This is a genomic window from Burkholderia sp. YHN3-13 (genome assembly GCF_055810675.1).
In genome coordinates, this window is record NZ_JBVVNQ010000012.1 from 36,853 (window position 1) to 63,045 (window position 26,193).

Annotated in this window: 27 protein-coding genes; 7 read left to right on the forward strand and 20 right to left on the reverse strand. The window is 68.4% G+C overall.

Annotated features, from left to right (window positions below; translation table 11 throughout):
* Positions 1–21: 21 nt before the first annotated feature.
* From galE to AC0KUR_RS24570, 4 genes are read right to left on the reverse strand one after another with little or no spacing between them, the layout of a single operon-like run.
* Positions 22–1,044: a UDP-glucose 4-epimerase GalE gene (gene galE, locus AC0KUR_RS24555; protein ID WP_034187283.1), complete on the reverse strand. Its 1,023-nt coding sequence runs from the start codon at positions 1,042–1,044 to the stop codon at positions 22–24.
* Between the two features lie 15 nt (positions 1,045–1,059).
* Positions 1,060–2,196 (reverse strand): glycosyltransferase family 4 protein, encoded by a 1,137-nt coding sequence (locus tag AC0KUR_RS24560; RefSeq protein ID WP_124607818.1) that lies wholly within the window; start codon positions 2,194–2,196, stop codon positions 1,060–1,062.
* A gap of 42 nt (positions 2,197–2,238) precedes the next feature.
* The gene (locus tag AC0KUR_RS24565; RefSeq protein ID WP_059557209.1) at positions 2,239–3,063 is read right to left on the reverse strand and encodes a glycosyltransferase; all 825 of its coding nucleotides are present in this window, start codon (positions 3,061–3,063) and stop codon (positions 2,239–2,241) included.
* On the reverse strand, positions 3,060–4,316 hold the full coding sequence (locus AC0KUR_RS24570; protein ID WP_473376523.1) for an oligosaccharide flippase family protein: 1,257 nt from the start codon (positions 4,314–4,316) through the stop codon (positions 3,060–3,062). The genes AC0KUR_RS24565 and AC0KUR_RS24570 overlap by 4 nt, the downstream gene beginning before the upstream one ends.
* Before the next feature lie 255 nt (positions 4,317–4,571).
* Between AC0KUR_RS24570 and AC0KUR_RS24575 the strand changes: the two genes are divergently transcribed.
* From AC0KUR_RS24575 to waaA, 4 genes are all read left to right on the forward strand, one after another.
* On the forward strand, positions 4,572–5,966 hold the full coding sequence (locus AC0KUR_RS24575) for a phosphomannomutase/phosphoglucomutase (RefSeq protein WP_049030306.1): 1,395 nt from the start codon (positions 4,572–4,574) through the stop codon (positions 5,964–5,966).
* Positions 5,967–6,140: 174 nt separating this feature from the next.
* Positions 6,141–7,136, forward strand: coding sequence for a lipopolysaccharide heptosyltransferase I (waaC, locus tag AC0KUR_RS24580; RefSeq protein WP_034187288.1), 996 nt, complete (start codon positions 6,141–6,143; stop codon positions 7,134–7,136).
* Positions 7,137–7,160: 24 nt separating this feature from the next.
* A complete protein-coding gene (locus AC0KUR_RS24585) occupies positions 7,161–8,045 on the forward strand; it encodes a Kdo hydroxylase family protein (RefSeq protein ID WP_473376524.1) in 885 nt (294 codons plus the stop codon).
* Between the two features lie 37 nt (positions 8,046–8,082).
* Positions 8,083–9,441 (forward strand): lipid IV(A) 3-deoxy-D-manno-octulosonic acid transferase, encoded by a 1,359-nt coding sequence (gene waaA / locus AC0KUR_RS24590; protein WP_473376525.1) that lies wholly within the window; start codon positions 8,083–8,085, stop codon positions 9,439–9,441.
* Between the two features lie 81 nt (positions 9,442–9,522).
* Here the strand turns inward: waaA and ureG are convergent, their stop codons facing one another.
* The 16 genes from ureG to hemN form a co-directional block, all read right to left on the reverse strand.
* Positions 9,523–10,170 (reverse strand): urease accessory protein UreG, encoded by a 648-nt coding sequence (gene ureG, locus AC0KUR_RS24595; protein WP_034187291.1) that lies wholly within the window; start codon positions 10,168–10,170, stop codon positions 9,523–9,525.
* A gap of 16 nt (positions 10,171–10,186) precedes the next feature.
* On the reverse strand, positions 10,187–10,867 hold the full coding sequence (locus AC0KUR_RS24600) for an urease accessory protein UreF (protein ID WP_473376526.1): 681 nt from the start codon (positions 10,865–10,867) through the stop codon (positions 10,187–10,189).
* Positions 10,854–11,501 carry an urease accessory protein UreE gene (gene ureE, locus AC0KUR_RS24605; protein ID WP_473376527.1) on the reverse strand — a complete coding sequence of 216 codons (648 nt, stop codon included), beginning with the start codon at positions 11,499–11,501 and terminating at the stop codon, positions 10,854–10,856. The genes AC0KUR_RS24600 and ureE overlap by 14 nt, the downstream gene beginning before the upstream one ends.
* An 18-nt stretch (positions 11,502–11,519) precedes the next feature.
* On the reverse strand, positions 11,520–13,226 hold the full coding sequence (gene ureC / locus AC0KUR_RS24610) for an urease subunit alpha (RefSeq protein WP_034187294.1): 1,707 nt from the start codon (positions 13,224–13,226) through the stop codon (positions 11,520–11,522).
* A gap of 29 nt (positions 13,227–13,255) precedes the next feature.
* Positions 13,256–13,561, reverse strand: coding sequence for an urease subunit beta (locus AC0KUR_RS24615; protein WP_034187295.1), 306 nt, complete (start codon positions 13,559–13,561; stop codon positions 13,256–13,258).
* Between the two features lie 8 nt (positions 13,562–13,569).
* Positions 13,570–13,872 carry an urease subunit gamma gene (gene ureA / locus AC0KUR_RS24620; protein WP_006406310.1) on the reverse strand — a complete coding sequence of 101 codons (303 nt, stop codon included), beginning with the start codon at positions 13,870–13,872 and terminating at the stop codon, positions 13,570–13,572.
* 236 nt (positions 13,873–14,108) lie between these two features.
* Positions 14,109–14,984 carry an urease accessory protein UreD gene (locus AC0KUR_RS24625; RefSeq protein ID WP_034187296.1) on the reverse strand — a complete coding sequence of 292 codons (876 nt, stop codon included), beginning with the start codon at positions 14,982–14,984 and terminating at the stop codon, positions 14,109–14,111.
* Between the two features lie 179 nt (positions 14,985–15,163).
* Positions 15,164–15,856, reverse strand: a complete 693-nt coding sequence (urtE, locus tag AC0KUR_RS24630) for an urea ABC transporter ATP-binding subunit UrtE (RefSeq protein WP_059557193.1) — start codon at positions 15,854–15,856, stop codon at positions 15,164–15,166.
* A gap of 4 nt (positions 15,857–15,860) precedes the next feature.
* Entirely contained in the window at positions 15,861–16,718 is an 858-nt protein-coding gene (urtD, locus tag AC0KUR_RS24635) for an urea ABC transporter ATP-binding protein UrtD (RefSeq protein WP_049033579.1), read from the reverse strand.
* Positions 16,715–17,902: an urea ABC transporter permease subunit UrtC gene (urtC, locus tag AC0KUR_RS24640; RefSeq protein WP_034187299.1), complete on the reverse strand. Its 1,188-nt coding sequence runs from the start codon at positions 17,900–17,902 to the stop codon at positions 16,715–16,717. Before urtC ends, urtD begins: the two co-directional genes overlap by 4 nt.
* A gap of 1 nt (position 17,903) precedes the next feature.
* Positions 17,904–19,523 (reverse strand): urea ABC transporter permease subunit UrtB, encoded by a 1,620-nt coding sequence (gene urtB / locus AC0KUR_RS24645; protein ID WP_473376528.1) that lies wholly within the window; start codon positions 19,521–19,523, stop codon positions 17,904–17,906.
* Between the two features lie 113 nt (positions 19,524–19,636).
* Complete coding sequence (urtA, locus tag AC0KUR_RS24650; RefSeq protein ID WP_049033581.1) at positions 19,637–20,944, reverse strand: urea ABC transporter substrate-binding protein; 1,308 nt, start codon at positions 20,942–20,944, stop codon at positions 19,637–19,639.
* Between the two features lie 367 nt (positions 20,945–21,311).
* Positions 21,312–21,635, reverse strand: a complete 324-nt coding sequence (locus AC0KUR_RS24655; RefSeq protein WP_034187302.1) for a rhodanese-like domain-containing protein — start codon at positions 21,633–21,635, stop codon at positions 21,312–21,314.
* Between the two features lie 14 nt (positions 21,636–21,649).
* On the reverse strand, positions 21,650–22,306 hold the full coding sequence (locus AC0KUR_RS24660; RefSeq protein ID WP_034187303.1) for a protein-L-isoaspartate O-methyltransferase family protein: 657 nt from the start codon (positions 22,304–22,306) through the stop codon (positions 21,650–21,652).
* Between the two features lie 104 nt (positions 22,307–22,410).
* Positions 22,411–22,668, reverse strand: coding sequence for a hypothetical protein (locus AC0KUR_RS24665; RefSeq protein WP_006488573.1), 258 nt, complete (start codon positions 22,666–22,668; stop codon positions 22,411–22,413).
* Between the two features lie 72 nt (positions 22,669–22,740).
* Positions 22,741–24,132: an oxygen-independent coproporphyrinogen III oxidase gene (gene hemN, locus AC0KUR_RS24670; protein WP_034187304.1), complete on the reverse strand. Its 1,392-nt coding sequence runs from the start codon at positions 24,130–24,132 to the stop codon at positions 22,741–22,743.
* Positions 24,133–24,308: 176 nt separating this feature from the next.
* Between hemN and AC0KUR_RS24675 the strand changes: the two genes are divergently transcribed.
* The 3 genes from AC0KUR_RS24675 (at position 24,309) to AC0KUR_RS24685 (ending at position 26,117) form a co-directional block, all read left to right on the forward strand.
* The gene (locus AC0KUR_RS24675; protein WP_124669299.1) at positions 24,309–24,629 is read left to right on the forward strand and encodes a YkgJ family cysteine cluster protein; all 321 of its coding nucleotides are present in this window, start codon (positions 24,309–24,311) and stop codon (positions 24,627–24,629) included.
* Entirely contained in the window at positions 24,626–25,207 is a 582-nt protein-coding gene (locus AC0KUR_RS24680) for a DUF1439 domain-containing protein (RefSeq protein ID WP_034187305.1), read from the forward strand. Before AC0KUR_RS24675 ends, AC0KUR_RS24680 begins: the two co-directional genes overlap by 4 nt.
* Positions 25,208–25,286: 79 nt before the next feature.
* The gene (locus tag AC0KUR_RS24685) at positions 25,287–26,117 is read left to right on the forward strand and encodes an undecaprenyl-diphosphate phosphatase (protein WP_034187306.1); all 831 of its coding nucleotides are present in this window, start codon (positions 25,287–25,289) and stop codon (positions 26,115–26,117) included.
* Positions 26,118–26,193 lie beyond the last annotated feature (76 nt).

Sequence of the window (26,193 nt, forward strand, 5' to 3'; positions counted from 1 at the left end):
GCTCGAAAAATGGACAGCGGATTATACAAAACCGCGCGGGTTCCCCTCCTGCCATCGCCAGTGGTCGGCACACATGTCCTCGATCCCGAGCGTCGCGCGCCAGCCGATGATGTCGGCCGCGGCCTGCGGATTCGCGTAGCACTCGGCGATGTCGCCCGGGCGGCGCGCGACGAGTTCGTACGGCACCGGGCGGCCCGACGCCTTCTCGAACGCACGCACGACTTCCAGCACGCTGTAGCCCTGGCCGGTGCCGAGGTTCACGACAAAGCTCGCGTCGCGCTTCGCGAGCGCGTCGAGCGCGGCGATGTGTCCTTTCGCGAGATCGACGACGTGGATGTAGTCGCGCACGCCGGTGCCGTCCGGCGTCGCATAGTCGGAGCCGAACACGCGCAGCTTTTCCAGCTTGCCGACCGCGACCTGCGCGACATACGGCATCAGGTTGTTCGGGATGCCGGCCGGATCCTCGCCGATCAGCCCGCTTGCGTGCGCGCCGACCGGGTTGAAGTAGCGCAGCGTCGCGATGCGCCACGAAGGATCGGACACCTCGAGATCGCGCAGGATCTGCTCGGCGATCAGCTTCGACTGGCCGTACGGGTTCGTCGCCGACAGCGGGAACGATTCGTCGATCGGCGAGCGCTCGGGCACGCCGTACACGGTCGCGGACGAGCTGAACACGAACTGCCTGACGTTGCGCTCGCGCATGACCTTGAGCACCGCCAGCAACCCGCCGATGTTGTTCTGGTAGTACTCGAGCGGCTTCGCGACCGATTCGCCGACGGCCTTGAGCGCCGCGAAATGGATCGTGCCGGTGATCGGGTGCGCGTCGAACACCTTCGCGAGCGCGGCTTCGTCGCACACGTCGACCTGATGGAACGCGGGCGTCTTGCCGGTAATCCGCTCGATGCGGCGCACGGACTCGGCCTTGCTGTTGACGAGGTTGTCGACGATCACGACATCGTAGCCGTTGTCGAGCAGCTCGACGGCCGTGTGCGAGCCGATATAGCCCGCGCCGCCGGTAACGAGGATGGTGCCTTTAGCGGTCATTGCTGATGCGCTCCTTCAGAGAGTGATGCCGGTCAACGAACGAATGGTCTGCCGGTAGCGTTCGACGACCTGCTGCTCGTCGAATTCCGCCGTGACTTTCCGCCGGCCGCGCGCGCCCATCGCGTCGCGCCCGGCCGTTCCGAGTTCGATCATGCGGAGCAGTTGCTCCGCGAGGCTTGCGCTGTCGCGCACGCGGCACAGGAAGCCGGTTTCGCCGTCGGCGACGACGTCGCGGCAGCCCGGCACGTCGGTCGCGACGATCGGGCGGCCCATCGCCGATGCTTCCATCAGCGTGCGCGGCACGCCTTCGCGGTACGACGGCAGCACGACGCAGTCGGTCGCCGCGATATGCGGGCGGACATCGTGCGCCTCGCCGAGATATTCGACGATGCCTTCGCCGACCCATGCGTCGACGTCCGCGCGCCCGATTGCGCTCGGATTGTCGACGCCGAGCGGCCCGAGCAGCTGGAAGCGCGCGTTCGGGAAGCGGCCGCGCACGATGCGCGCGGCTTCCACGTATTCGCGCACGCCCTTGTCCCACAGCAGCCGGCCGATCAGGATGAAGACGGGCGCGTCGCCGGCGGGCAGCGGCACGGGCGCGAACTGCTCGAGATCGACGCCTTCGCCGTGCAGCAGCCGCGCGCGCTCGGGATGCGCGAGCAACTGTTCGTCGGTGAAGGTCGCGAGGTCGTCGCGGTTCAGGAACCACACTTCACGCGGGAAGCGGAACGCGAACCGGTACAGGCGCTTCGCGACGCTCGCCGCGCGGCTTTTCTGGATGAAGACGTAGCCGAGTCCGGTCGTCACCGCGATCGACGGCACGCGCGCGAGCCACGCGGCGACCGACCCGTAGATGTTCGGCTTGATCGTGTAATGGAACACGAGATCGGGCTTGAGCGCGCGGTAGTGGCGCACCAGCGCCGCGAGCGTGCCGAGATCCTCGCGCGGGCTCGTGCCTTTCGACGCGACCGCGAGCTTCACGTAGCGGCAGCCCATCTGCTCGAGCAACGGCACCGTGCGGTCGTGCGGCGCGATCACGACGACCTCGGCGCCGCGCGCGACGAGCGCACGGATCAGCCCGTGGCGATACGTGTAGATCGCCCAGGCCGTGTTGCAGACGAGCGCGATGCGCAGCGGGGAAGTGGCGGACATGAAAAAAGAAAAAAATAAAGCGTCGTAAATGCCGGATCGGCGTCAGGCGGACGGCCGCGCGGCGAACAGCGTCTGCTTGATCCGCTGCAACGTCCGGTACGGCGTCACGAAATGCAGCAGGTTCTTGGCGAGGCCGGCCCAGTCGTACGGGTTCAGCGCGTTGAAATGGCTCAGCAGCAGCGTGAGCGTCGACACCAGCTGGCGCCGGCGCTTGGTCGCACTGATCCCGCCCTCGTTCAGTTCGTAATACAGGCCGAGTTCCGGCAGGTTCGCGCAATCGTAGCGTTGCATTAACCGTAAAAAAAGATCGAGATCCTCGGCCGCGCGGTATTTCTCGCGATAGTTGCCCACTTCCCGCACGGCGTCGATGCGCAGCATCACCGAAGGATGCACGAGCGGCGAGCGCAGGAAGCGCGTGCGGCGCAGCGTGCGCGGATCGGCGGGCGGCGTCAGCATGAAGCGCGGTTCGCCGGCGCGCGACACGACCTGCGTCCACATGCCGACGCAGGCGACGTTCGGGTGGGCGCCGAGATACGCACGCTGCTTCGCGAGGCGCTGCGGCACGGCCAGGTCGCCCGCGTCGATGCGGGCCGCATAGCGGAAGCCGCGCGCCGCGAGCGCGTCGATGCCGGCCGCGAGCGCGCGCTCGATGCCGCCGTTCCGCGGCATGCGCAGCACCTCGATCGCGAGGCCCGGCAGGTCGGGCGCGACGATCGGCGGCGTGCTGCCGTCGTCGACGACCAGCACGTGCACGGGCGCATCCTCGCGAAACGACGCAAGGGTCCGGACGACGTCGTCGTGCCCGTTGTAGGCCGGCATCAGCACGGCCACGTCGTCGAGCGGGGGCGGGCAATCAGGGGACGTCATGTTCGCAGCTTGAAACGGATGTAATAAAAGTTGACGGCGGCCGCGGCCAGGTAGCCGGCCGCCAGCCCGACGAGCGCGCCGTACAGGCCGAGCCGCGGGATCGCGAACAGGTTGACGACCGCGGCGATCGCCAGCGCGAGCAGCCATTTCGACAGCAACACGAATTTTGCTTGATATTTGAGAACGATAAGATTGCCTATCGCCTCGATGCCGGCCGGCACGGACAGCCAGACGGCCCAGCGGAAGATGTCGACCGATGCCTCGTAGCCGTGGCCGAACACCTTGCCGACGATCAGCGGGGCGGCCGCGTCGAGCACGAGCGCGCCGGCCGTCATCAGGCCGGCCGTCATCGCGATCAGGCGGACGATGTTGCGGCGCAGCCGCGCGACGTCCTGCACGCGGTAGACGAACGCGGGCGCGATGGTCTGCGCGAGCATCAGCGCGAGCGTGATCCAGTTTTCGTTGAGCTGCTGCGCGGCCGAATAGCGGCCGAGATCGGCGAACGACACGTGACGCTCGAGCATCAGGCGGTCGAGTTTCAGGAACAGGTACATGCAGATCAGGCCGAGCCAGAACACGGTGCCGGCCGTCGCAAAGTGCCTGAACAGCGGTTTATCGAACGTCCAGCCGAGCGCGCCGCCGTTACGATGCCGGTAGTACAGCAGCAGCGCGAAGCCGATCGCGGCGGCCTCGAGCGCCCACAGCCACGCGAAGCGGGCGGGGCCGGCGGCCGCGCGGACCAGCAGCCACACGAGCAGCGCCTTCGCGAGCGCCGTGACCATGCTGGTGACGAGCTGCGGCTTGCTGTGGGTCATGCTTTGCAGCCACGCGTTGATCACGCCGACGAACGGTTCGCGGAACACCATCGTGACGGCGAGACCCGTGAGCATCGCACCGACCAGCGGGTCGAACGCGCCCGCGGCGATCGCGATCCAGGTCGCGACGAGCGCGGCGACCGAGACGGCGATGCGCAGCGCGAACGCACTGCCGAGCACCGCGCCGAGCTGGGCGGGCGGGCGCTGGACGATGGTCGGGACGAGGATTTCCGCGCCGCACACCCAGGTGAGCGGCGCGAGTACCAGGAGAAGCGTATTCGCATACTGCCATTTGCCGAACACATCTGGCCCGAAATAACGGGCCAGCAGGCCGCTGATCGCGATCGCGACGCCGATCTGCGTGAGCCGTTCGAGCCCCAGCCAGACGAGGTTCGCGACGGCTTTCGCGACGTCCGGGTTGCCGAAGCGCTTCAGCATGCGGCGCGGCGGCGCGCGTGCGGGGCGGCCGGCAGGGCGCCCGAAGGCTGCGGATTGGCGGCGGCGGGACGGCTAGGCATTAAAATGGGCGGTATGCGCGTCATCGAAACCCGCGATTATAAGTGGGATCGCGACCGCTCCAGCCGTTCCGTTCCTTGTTTTGCGGGGCCGCATGTATCATGCGCGGCACCGGCGAGAGGCGGCCAGCCAAGCCAGACAATTTTCCATGCACGCAACTGAGAGAGAAGAGAATCGATGATCTCCCAATCCATCTTCAAGGCATATGACATCCGTGGCGTGGTCGGCAAGACACTCGACGTCGATACGGCGCGCGGGATCGGCCGCGCATTCGGCAGCGAAGTGCGTGCGCAGGGCGGCGACGCGGTCGTCGTCGCGCGCGACGGCCGCCTGTCCGGGCCGGAGCTCGTCGGCGCGCTCGCCGATGGCCTGCGTGCGGCCGGTGTCGATGTCGTCGACGTCGGCATGGTGCCGACGCCGGTCGGCTATTTCGCGGCAAACGTGCCGCTGGCGCTGAAGGGCGGCGAGCGCCGCGTCGATTCGTGCATCGTCGTCACGGGCAGCCACAACCCGCCCGACTACAACGGTTTCAAGATGGTGCTGCGCGGCGCCGCGATCTACGGCGAGCAGATCCAGGCGCTGTACCGCCGCATCGTCGACGAGCGCTTCGAGACGGGCAGCGGCACCTATGAGGAAGTCGACGTCGCCGATCAGTACATCGCGCGCATCGTCGGCGACGTGAAGCTCGCGCGGCCGCTGAAGCTGGTCGTCGACGCCGGCAACGGCGTCGCGGGCCCGCTCGCGACGCGCCTGTTCAAGGCGCTCGGCTGCGAACTCGTCGAACGTTTCACCGACATCGACGGCACGTTCCCGAACCACCACCCCGATCCCGCGCACCCGGAAAACCTGCAGGACGTGATCCAGGCGCTGAAGGACACCGATGCCGAACTCGGCTTCGCGTTCGACGGCGACGGCGACCGCCTGGGCGTCGTCACGAAGGACGGCCAGATCATCTATCCGGACCGCCAGCTGATGCTGTTCGCGGAAGAAGTGCTGTCGCGCAACCCGGGCGCGCAGATCATCTACGACGTGAAGTGCACGCGCCACCTCGCGCAGTGGATCAAGTCGAAGGGCGGCGAGCCGCTGATGTGGAAGACGGGCCACTCGCTCGTGAAGGCGAAGCTGCGCGAGACGGGTGCGCCGCTCGCCGGCGAAATGAGCGGCCACGTGTTTTTCAAGGATCGCTGGTACGGCTTCGACGACGGCCTCTACACGGGCGCGCGCCTGCTCGAGATCGTCGCGAAGACGGCCGACCCGAGCGCGCTGCTCAATGCGCTGCCGGACGCGATGAGCACGCCCGAACTGCAGCTCTGGCTCGACGAAGGCGAGAACTTCAGCCTGATCGACAAGCTGCAGAAAGAGGCGAAGTTCGACGGCGCCGAGGAAGTCGTGACGATCGACGGCCTGCGCGTCGAGTACCCGGACGGCTTCGGTCTCGCGCGTTCGTCGAACACGACGCCGGTCGTCGTGATGCGTTTCGAAGCCGAGACGCAGGAAGGGCTCAAGCGGATCCAGGAAGACTTCCGCCGTGTGCTGACGGCCGCGAAGCCGGACGTCAAGCTGCCGTTCTGAGCGCCGGCGGCCTGCGGGCCGCCCGCGGTGCCGCGGCAGCTTCGTCGGCCGCGATTCTCCCGAAAAGCGGCGCACGCCACGGGCGTGCGCCGCTTTTTGTCTGTCCGCCCCGCCGGGCGAGATAAAATCCCCCCTTTATGCCTGTCGCCGGCTGCCAGCCGGCGTTTTTTCAGCGTGCAAAAGATCCTGATCGTGCGCGTGTCGTCGCTGGGCGACGTCGTGCACAACATGCCGGTGATCGCCGATATCCGGCGCCGCCACCCCGACGCGCAGATCGACTGGCTCGTCGAGGAAAGCTTCGTCGACCTCGTGCGGCTCGTCGACGGCGTGCGCAACGTGCTGCCGTTCTCGCTGCGCCGCTGGCGCAAGAAGCCGTTCTCGGGCGCCACGTGGCGCGAGATCCGCGCATTCCGCAAGCGTCTCGCGGCCGAGCAGTACGATCTCGTGATCGACTGCCAGGGCCTCATCAAGACGGCCTGGGTCGCGAGCTGGGCGCGCGGCCCGCTGGTCGGGCTCGGCAACCGCACCGATGGCGCCGGCTACGAATGGCCGGTGCGCTTCTTCTATGCGAAGCGCGTGCCGATCGCGCCACGGACGCACGTCGTCGAGCGGTCGCGGCAACTCGTCGCGGCCGCGCTGAACGACCCCGCGCCGACGCCGGCCGATCCGGTCGACTTCGGTCTCGACACGCGCGCGGCGGCGCTCGCGGTGGCCGCGCTCGGCCTGAACCTGCCGGTGCCGTACGTGGTGTTCGTCCATGCGACGTCGCGTGCCGACAAGCAGTGGCCGGACGCCGCGTGGATCGAACTCGGCCAGGCGCTCGTGCGGCGCGGCGCGTCGCTCGTGCTGCCGTGGGGCAACGACGCGGAACGCGCGACCAGCGAGCGGCTCGCGAAGGAATTCGGCGATGCTGCGATCGTGCCGCCGAAACTGTCGCTGCCGGCCGTGGTCGGTCTGATCGACGGCGCGGCCGCGACCGTCGGGGTTGATACAGGTCTGGTTCACATCGCGGCCGCGCTGAAGCGTCCGACGGTCGAACTGTACAATTTCGCGACGGCCTGGCGGACCGGCGGCTACTGGTCGCCGAACGTCGTCAATCTCGGCACGGCGGGGCAGCCCCCGTCGATCGCGCAGGTGAAGTCGGCGCTCGCGGGCTTCGGTCTCCTGTAACGCTGTCCCACACGCGAACCGATCATGAGCGAATCCCAGATCATCGAAGTCTCGTCCGCCGACTGGAGCGGGCACAACCTGTCGGCGCCGCGCGAGCAGCTGCTGGCCGCGGTCGAGGAAGGCAAGGTGCTGTATTTCCCGCACCTGCGCTTCGTGATCGAAGGCGGCGAGGAAGCGCTGCTCGATCCGGCGCTCGCCGATCCGAAACGCAAGAACATCAGCCTCGCGCCGAACGGCGGCACGCTCGCCGGCGTGCTCGGCGACAGCGTCACGCAGTCGGCGGTGCGCGCGCTCGTCGCGCGCTTCCAGCAGCAGGCCGGCACGCTGGTCGACGGCCTCTTTCCGGAATACCGCGGCAAGCTGCGCGTCGCGCCGACCAGCCTGCGGCTGATGCAGGTCGAGACGCGCCAGACGTCGTGGCGCAAGGACGACAGCCGGCTGCACGTCGACGCGTTCCCGTCGCGGCCGAACTACGGCGAGCGCATCCTGCGCGTGTTCACGAACGTGAACCCGGCCGGCGTGCCGCGCGTCTGGCGCGTCGGCGAGCCGTTCGAGGACGTCGCGAAGCGCTTCCTGCCGTCGATCAGGCCGCAACTGCCGGGCGCCGCGTGGCTGCTGAACCTGCTGCACGTGACGAAGTCGCCGCGCAGCGCATACGACCACCTGATGCTGAACCTGCACGACAGCATGAAGGCCGATCTCGACTACCAGAAGACGAGCCCGCAGGAGACGATGCCGTTTCCGCCGGGTTGCGTGTGGATATGTTTCTCCGATCAGACTTCGCACGCTGTGATGTCCGGCCAGTTCATGCTCGAACAGACGTTCTTCCTGCCGGTCGACGCGATGGTCCGCCGCGAATGCGCGCCGCTCGGCATTCTCGAACGCCTGACGGGCAGGGCGCTGGTTTGAGCGCGCACCTGCTTCGACGCAACACGAGGGCCGCCGCATGCTGAGGGTGATCTATCGCGCGCTGTGGTGGCTCGTCGCGCCGGCCGCGGTCATCCGGCTCTACGTGCGCTCGCGCAAGGAGCGCGGTTATCGCGAGCATATCGGCGAACGCTTCGGTCACGTTGCGGGCCGCTTGCGCGACGACCGCGCGCCGCTGATCTGGGTACATGCGGTGTCGGTCGGCGAGACGCGCGCCGCGCAGCCGCTGATCGACGCGCTGATGCATGCGCGCCCCGATGCGCGCATCCTGCTCACGCACATGACGCCGAGCGGCCGCGCGACCGGCGAACAGATCTTCGGCGATCGCGTGCTGCGCTGCTACCTGCCGTACGACATGCCGGGCGCGGTGCGGCGCTTCCTGCGCGCGTGGCGGCCGACGCTCGGCCTCGTGATGGAAACCGAGGTGTGGCCGACGCTGATCGACGAGTGCCGCCGCGCGGACGTGCCGCTCGTGCTGACCAATGCGCGGATGTCCGCGCGTTCGTTCCGGCGCGCGGCGAAGTTCGGCGCGGCGACGCGCGATGTGTTCGGCGGCTTCTCGCGCGTGCTCGCGCAGAGTCCGGCCGACGCGGAGCGGCTGACGTCGCTCGGCGCGCGCAACGTGACGGTGCTCGGCAACCTGAAGTTCGACATGACGACGCCGCCGGAACTGGCGGCACGCGGCCATGCGTGGCGCGATGCGATCGGCGCGCGGCCCGTGTGGGTCGCCGCGAGCACGCGCGAGAACGAAGAGGCGCTGGTGCTGCAGGCGTTCGCGGAAATGCGTACGCCCGACGCGCTGCTGGTGCTCGTGCCGCGTCATCCGCAGCGTTTCACCGAGGTCGAGGCGCTCGTCGCGCGCAGCGGGCTCAAATGTGTACGGCGTTCCGTCTGGGCGGCGGACGCGGCCGCGCTCGCGGCCGGCCGGCCGGCTGCCGAACCGCTGCCGGGCGACGTGACGGTCCTGCTCGGCGATTCGATGGGCGAACTCGGCGCGTATTACGCGGCCGCCGATATCGCGTTCATCGGCGGCAGCCTGCTGCCGCTCGGCGGCCAGAACCTGATCGAAGCGTGCGCGGTGGGCGTGCCGGTGCTGATCGGGCCGCACGTGTTCAACTTCACGCAGGCGACCGCCGACGCGGTCGCGGCCGGTGCGGCGATGCAGGTCGCGGATCCGCTCGATCTCGCGCACGTGCTCGATGCGCTGTTCGCCGACAAGGCGCGGCGCGTCGCGATGGGCGCGGCCGGCGCGGCTTTCGCGTCGCGTCACCGCGGCGCGACGGCGCGTACGGTCGACGTGCTCGCGGCGCTGCTGCCGCCTGCCGAGCGCGGCGCGCGCACGCCGCAGGACGCGCCGGGCACGTCGGACGACGAATAGAACGAGTGGGACGAATCGACGAAGGGCGGCGCAAGGCCGCCCCGGTGCGCGTGGCGGCGTCGAGTGTCGCCGCGACGCTGCTCAGACCGTCAGCAAACCCTTCTTCTCGATGAACGCGATCACGTCCGCGACGCCTTCGAGCGCCTTCAGGTTCGTCATCACATAAGGCCGTTCGCCGCGCATCTTCCGCGTGTCGGACGCCATCACGTCGAGGTTCGCGCCGACCAGCGGCGCGAGGTCGGTCTTGTTGATCACGAGCAGGTCGGACTTCGTGATGCCGGGGCCGCCCTTGCGCGGAATCTTCTCGCCGCCCGCGACGTCGATCACGTAGATCGTCAGGTCGGACAGTTCGGGGCTGAAGGTCGCCGCGAGGTTGTCGCCGCCCGATTCGATGAACACGATGTCGGCGTCGGGAAAGCGCGCCAGCATCCGGTCGACGGCCTCGAGGTTGATCGACGCATCTTCGCGGATCGCCGTATGCGGGCAGCCGCCCGTCTCGACGCCCATGATGCGCTCCTCGGGCAGTGCGCCGGCCACCGTCAGCAGCCGCTGGTCTTCCTTCGTGTAGATGTCGTTGGTGATCGCGACGAGGTCGTAGCGCTCGCGCATCGCCTTGCACAGCATTTCGAGCAGCGTGGTCTTGCCGGAGCCGACGGGGCCGCCGATGCCGACGCGCAGCGGCGGCAGTTTCTTCGTGCGGCGGGCGGAGGAGGGAGCAGGTGCGTTCATGGTCTGGCGAGAGGGTTCAGGAGCGGAACAACCGCGAGTACTGGGTCTCGTGCCGCGCGGACAGGATGCCGAGCTGCGGCGCGAACGTGTTGATGGCGTCGGGCGGCGTCGCGAGCGCCCGGCGCACGGCCGCGTCGATCGCGCCGCGCAGCGCGACGATGATGCGTTGTCCGGCGAGCTGGCCGAGCGGCACGGCCTTCAGCGCGGCGGACGTCTGGTTCTCGACCCAGCCGAATGCGTATGCGGCGAGCGTCGCGTCGGCGCTGGCGTCGTGCGTGGCGGCCGCGTAGGCGAACGCGGTCGGCAGCGCGACCGGCGACAGCGACGCGAGCGTCGCGCGGCGCGCGGCATCGCCCCATTCGAGCGCTGCGCACAGCTGCGCGAGCGACCAGCCCATCTGTTCGGTTTCGCGGCGCAGTTCCGCCGATTCGCGGCTCGCGACGAACCACGCGTTTTCGGCGGCGAGCGCGCGCGTGTCGTGCGCCTGCCAGCGCGCGAGCTGGTGCGCGAGGAACGGCAACTCGCCGTGCGCGAGCACGTCGGTCAGGCCGCTGGCGATCCAGTCGCGCGCGGAATCGGCGTCGCGGATCAGGTTTGCGTCGAGTGCCGCTTCGAGGCCCTGCGAATAGCTGTACGCGCCGATCGGCAGCGCCGGCGACGCGAGGTGCAGCAGCGCGACGAGTTCAGTGGTGGTCATGGCCGTGGCCGTGCGTGCATCCGGGACCATGCTGATGATCGTGATCGTGATCGTGATCGTGATCGTGATCGTGATCGTGATCGTGATCGTGATCGTGATCGTGATCGTGCGAGTGCCCGTGATGTTCGCCGAATACCTGCTGCGCGAGCGCGTAATCCTCGGCGAACGTCGCGTCGTGCCCGTGCTTGTGGCCGCCGCCGTACGCGCCGGCTTCCGGCTGGAACGGCACCTGCGTCTCCTCGACCTGCGTGCCGAGCCGGCGCAGCATGTCGGCGAGCACCGGGTCGGCTTCGAGCTTCAGGTAACCGTCGCCGATCTCGACCGGCGTGTGGCGGTTGCCGAGGTGATACGCGGCGCGCATCAGCGTGAGCGGATCGGCCGCGCGTACGAGCAGCACCGTCTCGGGGGCGGCGGCGATGCGCACGAGCGCGCCGTCGTCGGCGACGAGCACGTCGCCGTCGCGCAGGACCGTGCCGCGCGGCAGCAGGACCGCGACGTCCTCGCCGGTGTCGAGCGTCGCCGCGAGGCGGCTCTTGCAGCGGGCGTCATAGGCGAGCGTGAGCGTCGGCGCGCGCGCGACGAGCGACGCGGCGAGTTTCACGTTCGGGGCAATGCGTTTGTCGAGGGTGCGCATGAAACGGAAAACCGGCAATCAGAACAGGAAATAGCGTTGGGCCATCGGCAGCACCGTTGCCGGCTCGCAGGTCAGCAACTGGCCGTCGGCGATCACGTCGTAGGTTTCGGGATCGACGCTGATCGACGGGCGCCACGCGTTGTGGATCATGTCGGCCTTCGTCACGTTGCGGCAGTTGCGCACGGGTACGATCCGCTTCGCGAGGCCGTAGCGTTCCGCGATGCCCGCGTCGGCCGCCATCTGCGACACGAAGGTCAGCGACGTGCGCGCGAGCGCCCCGCCGCGCGTCGCGAACATCTCGCGGTAGTGGACCGGCTGCGGCGTCGGGATCGACGCGTTCGGGTCGCCCATCTGCGCCATCGCGATCATCCCGCCTTTCAGGATCATCGACGGCTTGATCCCGAAGAACGCCGGTTCCCACAGCACGAGGTCGGCCCACTTGCCGGGCTCGATCGAGCCGACTTCGTGCGCGATGCCGTGCGTGAGCGCCGGGTTGATCGTGTACTTCGCGACGTAGCGCTTCGCGCGGAAGTTGTCGTTGCGCGCGCCGTCTTCCGGCAGCGCGCCGCGCTGCACCTTCATCTTGTGCGCGGTCTGCCACGTGCGGATGATCACTTCGCCGACGCGGCCCATCGCCTGCGAATCGGACGACAGCATCGACAGCGCGCCGAGATCGTGCAGGATGTCCTCGGCCGCGATCGTCTCGCGGCGGATCCGCGATTCGGCGAACGCGAGATCCTCGGCGATCGACGGATCGAGGTGATGGCACACCATCAGCATGTCGAGATGTTCGTCGAGCGTGTTGATCGTGTACGGGCGCGTCGGGTTGGTCGACGACGGCAGCACGTTCGACTCGCCGCACACCTTCAGGATGTCGGGCGCGTGGCCGCCGCCCGCGCCTTCGGTGTGGTACGTGTGGATCGTGCGGCCCTTGAACGCGGCGACCGTCGATTCGACGAAGCCGCCTTCGTTCAGCGTATCGGTATGGATCGCGACCTGCGTGTCGGTGTCGTCGGCGACCGACAGGCAGTTGTCGATCGCGGCGGGCGTCGTGCCCCAGTCCTCGTGCAGCTTGAGCCCGATCGCGCCGGCCGCGATCTGCTCGACGAGCGGCTCCGGCAGGCTGGCATTGCCCTTGCCGAGGAAGCCGAGGTTGATCGGCCAGCCGTCGGCGGCCTGCAGCATCCGCTCCATGTGCCACGGGCCCGGCGTGCAGGTCGTCGCGTTGGTGCCGGTGGCCGGCCCGGTGCCGCCGCCGAGCATCGTCGTGACGCCCGATGCGAGCGCCTCGTCGATCTGCTGCGGGCTGATGAAGTGGATGTGCGTGTCGATGCCGCCGGCCGTCACGATCAGCCCTTCGCCGGCGATCACTTCGGTCGCCGCGCCGATCGCGATCGTCACGCCTGGCTGAATGTCGGGGTTGCCGGCCTTGCCGATCGCGGCGATGCGGCCGTGCTTGATCGCGATGTCGGCCTTCACGATGCCCCAGTGATCGAGGATCACCGCGTTCGTGATGACCGTGTCGGGCACGTCGGCGGCCACGCGCTGCGACTGGCCCATCCCGTCGCGGATCACCTTCCCGCCGCCGAACTTCACTTCCTCGCCGTAGGTCGTGAAGTCGCGTTCGATCTCGATCAGCAGTTCGGTGTCGGCGAGCCGGACGCGGTCGCCCGTCGTCGGCCCGAACATTTCCGCGTACGCGCGGCGGCTCAAGCGTAGTGTCATGTTGCTGTTCCTGAAGAGCGGGGCGCGGCTTACAGCGGCCCCATCACCTTGCCTTGAAAACCGTAGACGGCGCGCGCGCCCGCGAGCGCGACGAGCTCGACGGTGCGCGTCTGGCCCGGCTCGAAGCGCACGGCCGTGCCGGCCGCGATGTTGAGCCGGAAGCCGCGCGCGGCCGCGCGGTCGAACGACAATGCGTCGTTGACTTCGAAGAAGTGGTAGTGCGAGCCGACCTGCACCGGGCGGTCGCCGGTGTTCGCGACGACGAGCGTCAGCGTCGCGCGGCCCGCGTTCAGTTCGTGTTCGCCGTCGTCGGTGAGGATTTCGCCGGGGATCATGCGGGGCCTCACGGAATCGGGTGATGGACGGTCACGAGCTTCGTGCCGTCGGGGAAGGTCGCCTCGACCTGGATGTCGGGAATCATCTCCGGCACGCCGTCCATCACGTCGTCGCGCGTGAGCAGCGTCGTGCCGTAATGCATCACTTCGGCCACCGTCTTGCCGTCGCGTGCGGCTTCCATCAGCGCGGCGGTGATGAAGGCGACCGCCTCCGGATAGTTGAGCTTCAGGCCGCGCGCGCGACGGCGCTCGGCCAGCAGCGCTGCCGTGAAGATCAGCAGCTTGTCTTTCTCGCGGGGAGTCAGTTTCATGAAGGCAAACGTTCGGGAAAACGTAATTTTTATCGGTGTACAGGCGACCAGGCGGACGCGCGAGTCATCGTAGCACCGCGCTGTTTTGCGTGCGTCGTGTATCGACTATGTAAGGAGCAAGGCGCGTGCCATGCCTGTCGCATGGTGCGCGATGCGCGTTCGTGGTGCGTCGTGCATGACGAACGTGCAGTGTCCGAGGCGGCCTTGCGCCGAAACGGTGCGCGGCGCGGACGCGCTCAGGTTTGCCAGAGGCGCAGCGGCCGTGCGTCGACGCCGTGCACGATCGGCCGCAAGTGCAGCCAGCAGTCGGTGAAGTGGCGCTGCAGCGCTTCCATCGAGGTCGACAGCGCGCGCACGAGCACGACCCCGGGCGTCACGCAGGTGGCGCCCGCACGCAGCGTGTCGTCGAACGGCATCCGGGCGGCGAGCGATTCGGCCAGCGCGGCGTCGCATGCGGCGCCGACGGCCCACAGCGTGCCGTATGCGGGAAAGCCGGCGAGGCCCTGCAGCGCGCCGCGCAGCGGATCGTGCGCGTCGAGCAGCGCGCGTTCGGTCCAAAGCGGCCGGCCGTCGGCATCGACGAGCGCCGAGGTCGACGCGATGCGTCCCGCCGCCCAGGTTTCGCCGGCCGCCTGCCGGCCGAGCTGCGTCGCGTCCCAGCCGATCGCACTGGCACCCGCGCCGAGCGTCACCGTGAAATCGAGCGCTGCGTGCGCCGCGTCGAAGAACAGGTTGTTCTGGGGCAGCCAGTCGAGCTTCGCGTCCCGGCCGACCGTGATGCCGATGCGCTGCGTCGCGTCGAGGCCGTTCGACTTGTACCACTTGGTCGCGCCCGGCGTCGTCAGCACCGCGTGCGTGCCGTCGCCGAGCGCGATGTCGATGTCGAGCCGGTCGCCGCCCGCGACGCCGCCCGGCGGGTGGACGATCACCGCGTGGCAGATCGCGTCGCCTTCCGGGTACAGCGGCCGCTGCACGCGCAGCGGGCCGTCGTGCAACCGGTGCGCGAGCGTCGTGCGCGCACCGTGCCGCTCGAAACCGAGTTCGAGGCGGCCGCGCCACGACTTGGCGACGGCGGGGCGGGACAGCGGGGCGTGCGAATCGGAGGCGGACATCGGCGGCAAACGGGAACGGGAAACGAAGGAAACGGGCGCGAGGAACGTGGATGCTACCGGAACAATAATGCAGTTGCCGCGTTCGGTGGAAGCGCCGCGTGCCACGGCCCGGCCAGCCAGCCGTTCTCGCCGCGGTGCCTACGCCGTGCCTGCCGCGGTGCCTACCGCCGTGCCGCGCATCACACCGCGATCAGTTCGCGCACGCCGTTCGCCGCCATGTCGCGCGCATCGCCGCCCGCGACGATCTCGCCGCGGCTCATCACCCAGTAGCGGTCCGCGATCGATTGCGCGAAATCGTAATACTGTTCGACGAGCAGCACCGTCATCCTCGATTCGTCGACGAGCTGGCGCAGCGTGCGGCCGATGTCCTGGATGATCGACGGCTGGATGCCTTCGGTCGGCTCGTCGAGGATCAGCAGCTGCGGCTCGCTCATCAGCGCGCGGCCGATCGCGAGCTGCTGCTGCTGGCCGCCCGACAGGTCGCCGCCGCGCCGCGCGCGCATGTCCTTCAGCACGGGGAACAGGTCGTAGATGCGGTCCGGCACTTTCGACGGCGCCTTGCGGCTGGCCGCGCCGACGAGCAGGTTTTCCTCGACGGTGAGCCGCGGAAAGATGTCGCGGCCCTGCGGCACGTACGCGAGCCCGGCCGCGACGCGCGCATACGGCGGCAGCGCGCCGAGCGCCGTGCCGCGCCACGACACGCTGCCGCTCTTCGCGGCGACGACGCCCATCAGGCAGCGCAGCAGCGTGCTCTTGCCGACGCCGTTGCGGCCGAGCAGCACGGTGAGCTTGCCGTCGTCGGCGGCGAGATTCACGTCGCGCAGGATATGGCTGCCGCCGTAGTACTGGTTCAGTGCTTCGATCTTCAGCATCGCATCATCGTCCGAGGTATGACTCGATCACGGCGTCGTCGCGCTTGACCTGGTCGAGCGTGCCTTGCGCGAGCACCGCGCCTTCGGCCATCACCGTCACGCGGCCCGTGTCGCCCGCGAGCGCCGCGACGAATTCCATGTCGTGCTCGACGACCATCATCGAGCAGGTGCCGCGCAGCGTGTTCAGCAGCTCGGCGAGCTCCATCGTCTCGTGGTCGGTCATCCCGGCCGCCGGCTCGTCGAGCAGCAGCAGGGCAGGGCGCTGCATCAGCAGCATGCCGATCTCGAGCCGCTGTTTCTGGCCGTGCGACAGCTCGCCGGCCGCGCGGTAGGCGTGACTTTCGAGGCCGATCAGCGCGAGCGTCTCCTCGATCCTGGCTTGCGCCGAGCGGTCGAGCCGCGCGCGCAGCGAGGCGAGCCAGCCCTTGTCGGTCTGCATCGCGAGCTCGAGGTTTTCCCACACCGGATGCTGTTCGAACACGGTCGGCTTCTGGAACTTGCGGCCGATGCCCGCGCGCGCGATCTCGGGCTCGCTCATCCGCGAAAGGTCGAGCGTCTGGCCGAGAAACACGCTGCCGGCATCGGGGCGCGTCTTGCCGGTGACGACATCCATCATCGTCGTCTTGCCCGCGCCGTTCGGGCCGATCACGCAGCGCAGCTCGCCCGCGTCGATCGCGAGCGACAGCTTCTTCAGCGCGCGAAAGCCGTCGAAGCTCACCTCGATATCCTCGAGATAAAGGATCGTGCCGTGCGACGTGTCGATGCCTTGCGGCACGACGCGGCCCATCGATGCGGCGCCGCTGACGGCGAGCAATTCGTCCTCGGGCGGCGGCGTGAACTGGTACAGGGCCGTTCCGTTCATGCGCGTTTCCCCTTCGCGAGCAAGGTTTCGACGAGGCCCATGATGCCGCGCGGCAGCAGCAGCGGCACGAGCACGAAGATCAGGCCGAGGAAGAACAGCCAGTATTCGGCGAAGTACGCGGTAAACAGGCTCTTCGCGCCGTTCACCGCGAATGCGCCGACGATCGGCCCGATCAGCGTGCCGCGCCCGCCCACCGCGACCCAGATCGCCATCTCGATCGAGTTGCCGGGCGACATCTCGCCGGGGTTGATGATGCCGACCTGCGGCACGTACAGCGCGCCGGCGATCCCGCACAGCACGGCCGACACGGTCCACACGAACAGCTTGTACGCGAGCGGGCTGTAGCCGAGGAACATCAGCCGGGTCTCGCCGTCGCGCACGGCCGTGACGACGCGCCCGAGCTTGCTCGTGACGATCGCGCGCGCGGCGATGAACGCCAGCACCAGCGTCGCGAACGTCAGCAGCAACAGCACCGTGCGCGTGCCGGGCGACGTGATCGCGAAGCCCGCGATGCGCTTGAAGTCGGTGAAGCCGTTGTTGCCGCCGAAGCCCGTCTCGTTGCGATAGAACAGCAGCATCGCGGCGAACGTCAGCGCCTGCGTGATGATCGACAGGTACACGCCCTTCACGCGCGAGCGGAACGTGAAGAAGCCGAAGACCCAGGCGAGCACGGCCGGCACGAGCACCACGAGCGCGAGCGCCCACGCGAGATGCTGCGTGCCGCTCCAGTACCACGGCAACTGGTGCCAGTCGAGAAACACCATGAAGTCCGGCAGGTCGCTGCCGTACTTGCCGTCGCGACCGATCTCGCGCATCAGGTACATGCCGATCGCATAGCCGCCGAGCGCGAAGAACAGCCCGTGGCCGAGGCTCAGGATGCCGCAGTAACCCCACACGAGATCGAGCGCGAGCGCGGCGATCGCATAGCACATCAGCTTGCCGGCGAGCGTCATCGCGTACGCGGACAGATGGAACGCGCTCGCTTCGGGCGCGACGAGCGCGGCGAGCGGCACGCCGATGCCGATCGCGACGCACAGCGCGACGAGCGCGAGCCATGCGCGGCGCGACAAGAGCGCGGGGCGCGGCGGCAGGCCGAGCGCGAAGCCGTCGGCCGCCCGTCCGGCGGCGGCGGGCGTCGGTGCGCCGGCGACCGGGTTCGACAGCGAATCGCTGATTGAAGTCACGTCAAGCCTCCGCGCTGCGGCCCTTCGGGGCGAACATGCCCTGCGGGCGTTTCTGGATGAACAGCACGATCATCACGAGCACCGCGATCTTCGCGAGCACGGCGCCCCAGAACGGCTCGATCGCCTTGCTCGCGAGGCCGAGCCCGAAGCCGCCGAGCACGGTGCCGGCGATCTGCCCGACGCCGCCGAGCACGACGGCCATGAACGAATCGATGATGTAGTTCTGGCCGAGGTCGGGGCCCACGTTGCCGATCTGCGACAGCGCGCAGCCGCCGAGGCCCGCGATGCCCGCACCGAAGGCGAACGCATAGGCGTCGACGCGTGCGGTCTTCACGCCGACGCACGCGGCCATCCGGCGGTTCTGCGTGACCGCGCGCACGAACAGGCCGAGCCGCGTCTTCGTCAGCACGGCCCACGCGACGAACACCACCGCGAGCGCGAATGCGAGGATCGCGAGGCGGTTGTACGGCAGGATCAGGTTCTGCATCACCGTCACGCCGCCGCTCATCCACGATGGATTCACGACCTGCACGTTCTGCGCGCCGAACAGCATGCGCGTCGCCTGGATCAGGATCAGGCTCACGCCGAACGTCGCGAGCAGCGTTTCGAGCGGGCGGCCGTACAGGTGCCGCAGCACGAGCCGCTCCAGCACGATGCCGACGAGCGCGGCCGCGACGAACGACGCGGGCACGGCGACGAGCGGATACCAGTCGAACGCGCCGGGCGCGTAGCGCTGGACCAGCGTCTGCACGACATAGGTTGCGTACGCACCGATCATCAGGAACTCGCCGTGCGCCATGTTGATCACGCCGATCAGCCCGTACGTGATCGCGAGGCCGAGCGCGGCGAGCAGCAGCACGCTGCCGAGCGACAGGCCCGCGAACAGCGTGCCGACGATCTCGCCGCGGCGCTGCAGCGAGTGCAATGCGTCGAGCCCTTGCAGTGCGGCGTCGCGCACGCGGGCGTCGGGTTCCGTGTAGCTGCCGTCGGCATTCTTCGCGACGAGCGGGCGGAGCTGTTCGATCATGTCGAGATCGCGGCGCGCGGCCACCACCTGCACGGCTTCGAGGCGCTTCGCCGGATCGGCGTCGTGCAGCGCGGAGATGGCCCACAGCGCGTCGAGGCGGCGCTTCAGTGCGGGGTCGGTTTCCTTCGCGCGGGCACGGTCGATCATCGGCTTGAGCGCCGGATCGGGCGATTTCAGCAGCGCATCGATCGCGTCGCGTCGCGCGGCGACGTCGGGCGATGCGAGCGCGAGGCCCGACAGCGCGCCCGCGATCTTCGTGCGCAGCAGGTTGTTCAGCATCACGGGCTGCGCATCGCCGGCCGGCGTCGCGGCCTGCGTGAGCGCATCGTGCGCGGTGTCGCCGGTCTGGATCAGCAGGCGGCCGTCGCCGGTCGCGAGCGCGTCGCCGCTCGACAGTGCGTTGAGTACCGTAACCGCGCGCGGATCCGTGTCGGCGGCGAGGCGTTCGATCGCGGCCGTCTTCGCGTCGAAGTCGTCGCCGGCGAGCGCGGCGGTATCGGCCGCCGTCAGCGCGAACGCGGCGCGCGGCAGCATGCCCGCGAGGGCGGCGCACGCGACGATCGCGACGGCGGCTCGGCGAAAGCGTGTAGGCATCGGGAGATCCTGTCGGCGTAGGGAGGCGGATTCACGCACCGATGGGCCGGCCGGCGCATCGGTGCATGCGTGCGAGCGGGGCAGCGCGTCGGCGTGCGTGCCCCTGCATCGCGTCAGGCCAGCGCCGTGCGCTGCCGGCGCAGGAACGCCGGGATCGAGCTGACGACGTCGGGCTTGCCCTGGTTGCCGGCGATGAACGGGCTCCACGGCTGCGCGCGCACCGCCGTCTTCGTCTTCCACACGACATTGAACTGCCCGTCGCCGCGGATCTCGCCGATCATCACCGGCTTGTGCAGGTGATGGTTGCCGTCCATCGTGAGCGTGAAGCCGGACGGCGCGGCAACCGTCTGGCCGATCATCGCGACGCGCACCTTGTCGACGTCGGTACTCTTCGCCTTCTCGACCGCCTGCTTCCACATGTGGATGCCGACGTAGGTCGCCTCCATCGGGTCGTTGGTCACGCGCTTCGCGCCGCCCGGCAGGTTGTTCGCCTTCACCCAGGCGGCGAACTGGTCCTTGAATTTCGTGTTGGTCGGGTTCTTGACCGACATGAAGTAGTTCCATGCGGCGAGATGGCCGACGAGCGGCTTCGTGTCGATCCCGCGCAGCTCTTCCTCGCCGACCGAGAACGCGACGACCGGCACGTCGGTCGCCTTGATGCCCTGGTTGCCGAGTTCCTTGTAGAACGGCACGTTCGAGTCGCCGTTGATCGTCGAGATCACGGTCGTCTTCCCGCCCTGCGAGAAGTTCTTGATGTTCGCGACGATGGTCTGGTAGTCGCTGTGGCCGAACGGCGTGTAGACCTCCTGAATATCGGCGTCCTTCACGCCTTTCGATTTCAGGAATGCGCGCAGGATCTTGTTGGTCGTGCGCGGATACACATAGTCGGTGCCGAGCAGGAAGAAGCGTTTCGCACCGCCGCCCTCCGCGCTCATCAGGTACTCGACGGCCGGAATCGCCTGTTGGTTCGGCGCGGCGCCCGTGTAGAACACGTTGCGCGACATTTCCTCGCCTTCATACTGCACCGGATAGTAGAGCAGCCCGTTCAGTTCCTCGAACACCGGCAGCACGGACTTGCGCGACACCGACGTCCAGCAGCCGAACACGCACGCGACCTTGTCCTGCGTGAGCAGCTGGCGCGCCTTTTCGGCGAACAGCGGCCAGTTCGACGCGGGATCGACCACCACCGGTTCGACCTTGCGGCCCATCACGCCGCCGCTCTTGTTGATGTCGGCGATCGTCATCAGCGCGGTGTCCTTCAGCGACGTCTCCGAGATCGCCATCGTGCCCGACAGCGAATGCAGGATGCCGACCTTGATCGGACCGGTGCCGGCATCGGCCGCGTGCGCGAACGGGCTCTTGCCCGCCAGCGCGAGCGCGCCGGCCATCGAACCGAACTTCAACAGACTGCGACGTTTCATCGGTATCCCCTTGTCGTGTTGGTTGTGCGTGCGCCGTGGCGGCGCCGGCCTTCCTGTAACGCAAGGCATGTGCCAGTCGCACGGATGCACGCCGGGCGTGCCTGTGCGGGGCGTTACCGGGCGTCGGGATGGTGCGGATGATGCGTCGCGCAGCAGGTGCGGTCCGTTGCGGTGCAGGCGCGTGGGCGCAAATGGTGCACGGTCGGCCGGGGCGCGGTGCCTTTGCCCGCCGGCGGCGCATGTGGACGGGAACGAAGCGGGGCGGAAAACAGAAACGGGCACGCGATGCGTGCCCGTTCGGCGGATCAGTGCGGCCGGCGGCAGCGGGCCGGCCGGCGGGGCGGCGCATGATGCGCCGCCGGACAGGTCAGTAACGCGGCACGGACGGATCGACGTCGCGCGACCACGCGTCGATCCCGCCTTGCAGGTTGTACAGCTTCGTGAAGCCGCGCGATTCGAGGAACATCGCGACCTGCGCGCTGCGCATCCCGTGATGGCACACGCAGACGATTTCCGCTTCGTCGTCGAGCTCCTCGCTGCGCGCGGGGATCTGCTGCATCGGGATCGACACGCTGCCGGCGATCTGCGCGGTCGCGATTTCCCACGGCTCGCGCACGTCGAGCACGACCGGCGCGGGGCGTGCCGAATCGCCGAGCCATTCCGCGAGCATCGCGGGCGTCAGGATCTGCATGGAGGCTCCGCCGCTCAGAACTTGAAGCGCGACGGCTCGATCGCGTTGACGAGGTGGTTGATGTACGTTTCGAACACGTCGGCGACACGATACTGCTTGTCGTCGATGCGCGTGATGATCTGCGCCTTCATCACCGGACGGCCGCCGACGAATGCCGACAGGCGGCCGCCGATCTTCAGCTGCTCGAGCATTTCCTGCGGCACGACCGGCAGGCCGCCCGCGACGCAGATCACGTCGTACGGCGCCTTGGCCGCCCAGCCGCGCGAACCGTCGCCGAGCACGACTTCCGCGTTGGTCACGCCGTCGTTGCGCAGGTTGTCTTCCGCGAATTTCGCGATCGCCGGATCGATTTCGACGGCCGTCACGTGCTGCGCGCGATGCGCGAACAGCGCGGCCAGGTAACCGGAGCCCGCACCGATCACGAGCACGTTTTCGTGTTTCTTGACGGTCAGCTCCTGCAGCACGCGCGCCTCGACGCGCGGGAACAGCATCTTGCTGGTGCCGCCGGGCAGCGGCAGTTCGAGGTCGGCGAACGCGAGATCGCGGTATTCGGCCGGAACGTAGTTTTCACGCTTGACGATCGACAGCAGGCCCAGGACGTCCAGATCCAGCACGTCCCACGGACGGATCTGCTGTTCGATCATGTTGAAACGCGCGTTTTCGATATTCATGGTGTGGTCACGCAGCCTGGTCGGCCATCAGCGGGGATAGAGAAACTTCGTGATTGTACCAAACGGGGCGGCCGCGAAGCCTTCAGGCGGCCTGCAACAGACCTTTACCCCTTGCTCTTCTTGATCTGCGCCTCGAATGCGAGGTCGAGCTTGCTCGCCTTGCGCGGCTTTTTGGGGCCGAATTCGTCGACGAACTTGACGAACTCGTCGAGCGGCAGCGGCTCGCAGCGCTTTTCGGCGGTGCCGCCGGAACGGTCGACGAGATAGAACAGGCCGCCCGCCATCGCGACGGCCGCGAATTGCGGGTTGCCGGAGCGGGTCTTCAGGCGTTCGACCGCGTGGGTCGCTTTGGTGGTGCGCATCGTGCGGGTTCTGGCGGAGCGTAAGCCCCACACTGTATCAAACCGGCCGCCCGCGTGCGGCCGGCGCGGGTGTCAAACGGTGCGCGAGTAGCGCTGCCGCGGCATCTGGCCCAGGTATGCGTCGAACGCCATCGCGATATTGCGCACGACCATCCGGCCGGCCGGATGGATCGTCAGGCGGTCGCGCGCGATCGTCAGCAGCCCGTCGCGCTCGAACGGGCGCAGCGCGTCGAGTTCGCGCGCGAAATGATCGGTGAAGCGGATGCCGTGCGCGGCCTCGACATGCGAGAACGGCAGCGCGAGGTTGCACATCAGTTGCGTGATCACGTCGCGGCGCAGCCGGTCGTCGGGCGTGAGCCGCACGCCGCGGGCGATCGGCAGCCGGCCCGCGTCGAGCGCGGCGCCGTACGCGGGCAGGTCCTTCGCGTTTTGCGCGTAGACGTCGCCGACCTTGCCGATCGACGACACGCCGAAGCCGACGAGATCGGTATCGGCACGCGTGCTGTAGCCCTGGAAATTGCGCTGCAGCGTGCCGTTGCGCTGCGCGCGCACGAGTTCGTCCGACGGCCGCGCGAAGTGGTCCATCCCGATGTACACGTAGCCGGCCGACGTCAGCATGTCGATCGCGAGGCCGAGCAGCGCGATGCGCGCTTCCGGCGGCGGCAGCGCCGCGTCGTCGATCTGCCGCTGCATCTTGAACAGGTGCGGCATGTGCGCGTAGCCGAACACCGACAGGCGATCGGGCGCGAGCTCGATGATCGTCTCCAGCGTGCGCGCGAACACGGCGACGGTCTGGTGCGGCAGCCCGTAGATCAGGTCGACGCTCACCGAATGAAAGCCCGTCGCGCGCGCGGCGGCGAGCAGGTCGGCCGTCATCGCGCGCGGCTGGACGCGGTTGATTGCCTGCTGGACGGCCGGGTCGAAATCCTGCACGCCGAGGCTCAGCCGGTTGAAGCCGATCGTGCGCAGATGCACGAGCGTCGCGGGCGTGACCGTGCGCGGGTCGATCTCGATCGAGAACTCGGCATCGGCGTCCGGCGCGAGCGCGAAGTGCTCGCGGGTGGCCGCCATCAGTTCGGCCGTTTCGTCGTCGGACAGGAAGGTCGGCGTGCCGCCGCCCCAGTGCAGCTGCGTGACGGGGCGGGACGGATCGAACAGCGCGGCCTGCAGCGCCATCTCGCGCTTGAGCTGGTCGAGATACGGGCGGGCGCGGCGGTGGTTGTTGGTCGCGATCTTGTTGCAGCCGCAGTAGAAGCACGCGGTGTTGCAGAACGGGATGTGGACGTACAGCGACAGCTCGCTCGACGACGCGCCGGGGTCGCTGGCCGCGCGCACGTAGTCGGCCGGGTCGAAATCGTCGCGGAACTGCAGCGCGGTGGGGTACGACGTATAGCGCGGCCCGTTCGCGCCGTATTTCGCGAGCAAATCGGGACGGAACATTGTGTCGGCAGAACCAGAACTCATGACGGTCTCGCGCTTTTTAGATGCTTTCGAGTATATAAATACGCGATTCGGCTGCATTGTGTAATAACGTCGCAGCCGACGATGGCACAATGCGGGGTGGGGCAACCGGGCACCGCGTCCGGTTGCCGCGCCGTTTTCGTTGTCTGTCGTGTCGAGAGAGCCGAGTGTCCGTCGAATTGCCTGTCCGCCCGGCGCCCGCCGACGTCCCGCCGCCGCATGCGTGCCGCGAGGGCTGCGGCGCGTGCTGCATCGCGCCGTCGATTTCCAGCCCGATCCCGGGCATGCCCGGCGGCAAGCCGGCCGGCGTGCGCTGCGTGCAGCTCGGCGACGACCTGCGCTGCATGATCTTCGGCCGGCCCGAGCGGCCCGCGTGCTGTTCCGGGCTGCAGCCGTCCGCCGACATGTGCGGCGCGTCGCGCGACGACGCGCTCGCGTGGCTCACGCGCCTCGAGGCCGCGACGCGGCCGTCGGCGCCTACAGGAGAGCGTTCAGCATGACCGTACCTCGCGCGCCCGGCCGGCGCCGTTTCCTTGCCGCCTCCCTCGGCGCCGTCGGCGTGTGCGTATCGCTCGCCGCGTGCGCGTCGACGTTCCCGTTCATCCCCGATCACTACACGTTCTCGCGCGGCGACGTGCAGAAAGCCGTCGGGCGCAAGTTCCCGTACCAGAAGACGGTTGCGCAGGTCGTCGACGTGTCGCTCGCGAACCCGAACGTCAACCTGCTGCCGGACCAGAACCGCGTCGCGGTGCAGCTCGACGCGCATTTCGCGAGCCCGTTCCTGCGCGCGCCCGTCAGCGGCAAGTTCACCGTGTCGGGCCAGCTCGCGTACGACGCGCCGAGCCGCTCGGTCGTGCTGAAGGCACCGGCCGTCGACAGCCTCGTGCTCGACGGCGACGCGCAGATGTACGCGCAGCAGGTCGGGGCGGCCGCCGGCCTGCTCGCGACGCAGTTGCTGACCAATTACCCGATCTACACGTTCAAGCCCGAGCAACTGCAATTTGCCGGGGTGAACTACGAACCCGGTACAATTACGATTCTTACAAACGGCATACGCGTGGCGATCGTCGAAAAGTGACGACGGACCGCGCGCGGCCGGGCGGGCCGCGCGTGGAAGAGTGGCCCTTTCTTTCGACCTTTTCGGAGTTGGGCCACGGATGGACTGGATCCTGATCTGCAAGGCATTGATCCTCGGCGTCGTCGAGGGGCTGACGGAATTCCTGCCGGTGTCGAGCACCGGCCACCTGATCGTCGCGGGCAGCTTCCTGAATTTCAACGATTCGCACGCGAAGACGTTCGACGTCGTGATCCAGTTCGGCGCGATTCTCGCGGTCTGCTGGGAATACCGGCAGCGGATCGCATCCATCGTGTCCGGGCTGCCGAGCCGGCCCGACGCGCGGCGCTTCACGCTGAACGTCGTGATCGCGACGATTCCCGCGATCGCGCTCGGCCTCCTGTTCGAGAAGAAGATCAAGGCCGTGCTGTTTTCGCCGGTGCCCGTCGCGTTCGCACTCGTCGTGGGCGGCGCGATCATCCTGTGGGCCGAGGCGCGGCAGCGCGAACGCAGCGAGCCGCCGCGCGTGATGTCGGTCGATGCGCTGACGCCGCTCGATGCGTTCAAGGTCGGCATCGCGCAATGCTTCGCGCTGGTGCCCGGCATGTCGCGCTCGGGCTCGACGATCATCGGCGGGATGCTGTTCGGCCTCGACCGGCGCGTGGCCACCGAGTTCTCGTTCTTCCTCGCGATTCCGATCATCTTCGGCGCGACGCTCTACGAAACCGTCAAGGACTGGCAGGCGTTCACCGTCGATTCGCTCGGCCTGTTCGCGCTCGGGCTCGTCGCGGCGTTCGTCAGCGCGTTCGTGTGCGTGCGCTGGCTGCTGCGTTATGTCGCGACGCACGATTTCACGGTGTTCGCGTGGTACCGGATCGCGTTCGGGTTGTTCGTGCTGCTGGTCGGTTACAGCGGCTGGCTGAACTGGGCGTGAGGCGCGCGTCGTAATCCGGCGTGCGTACATGAAAAACGGCCCGATCGGCAATGCCGGTCGGGCCGTTTTTTCTGGG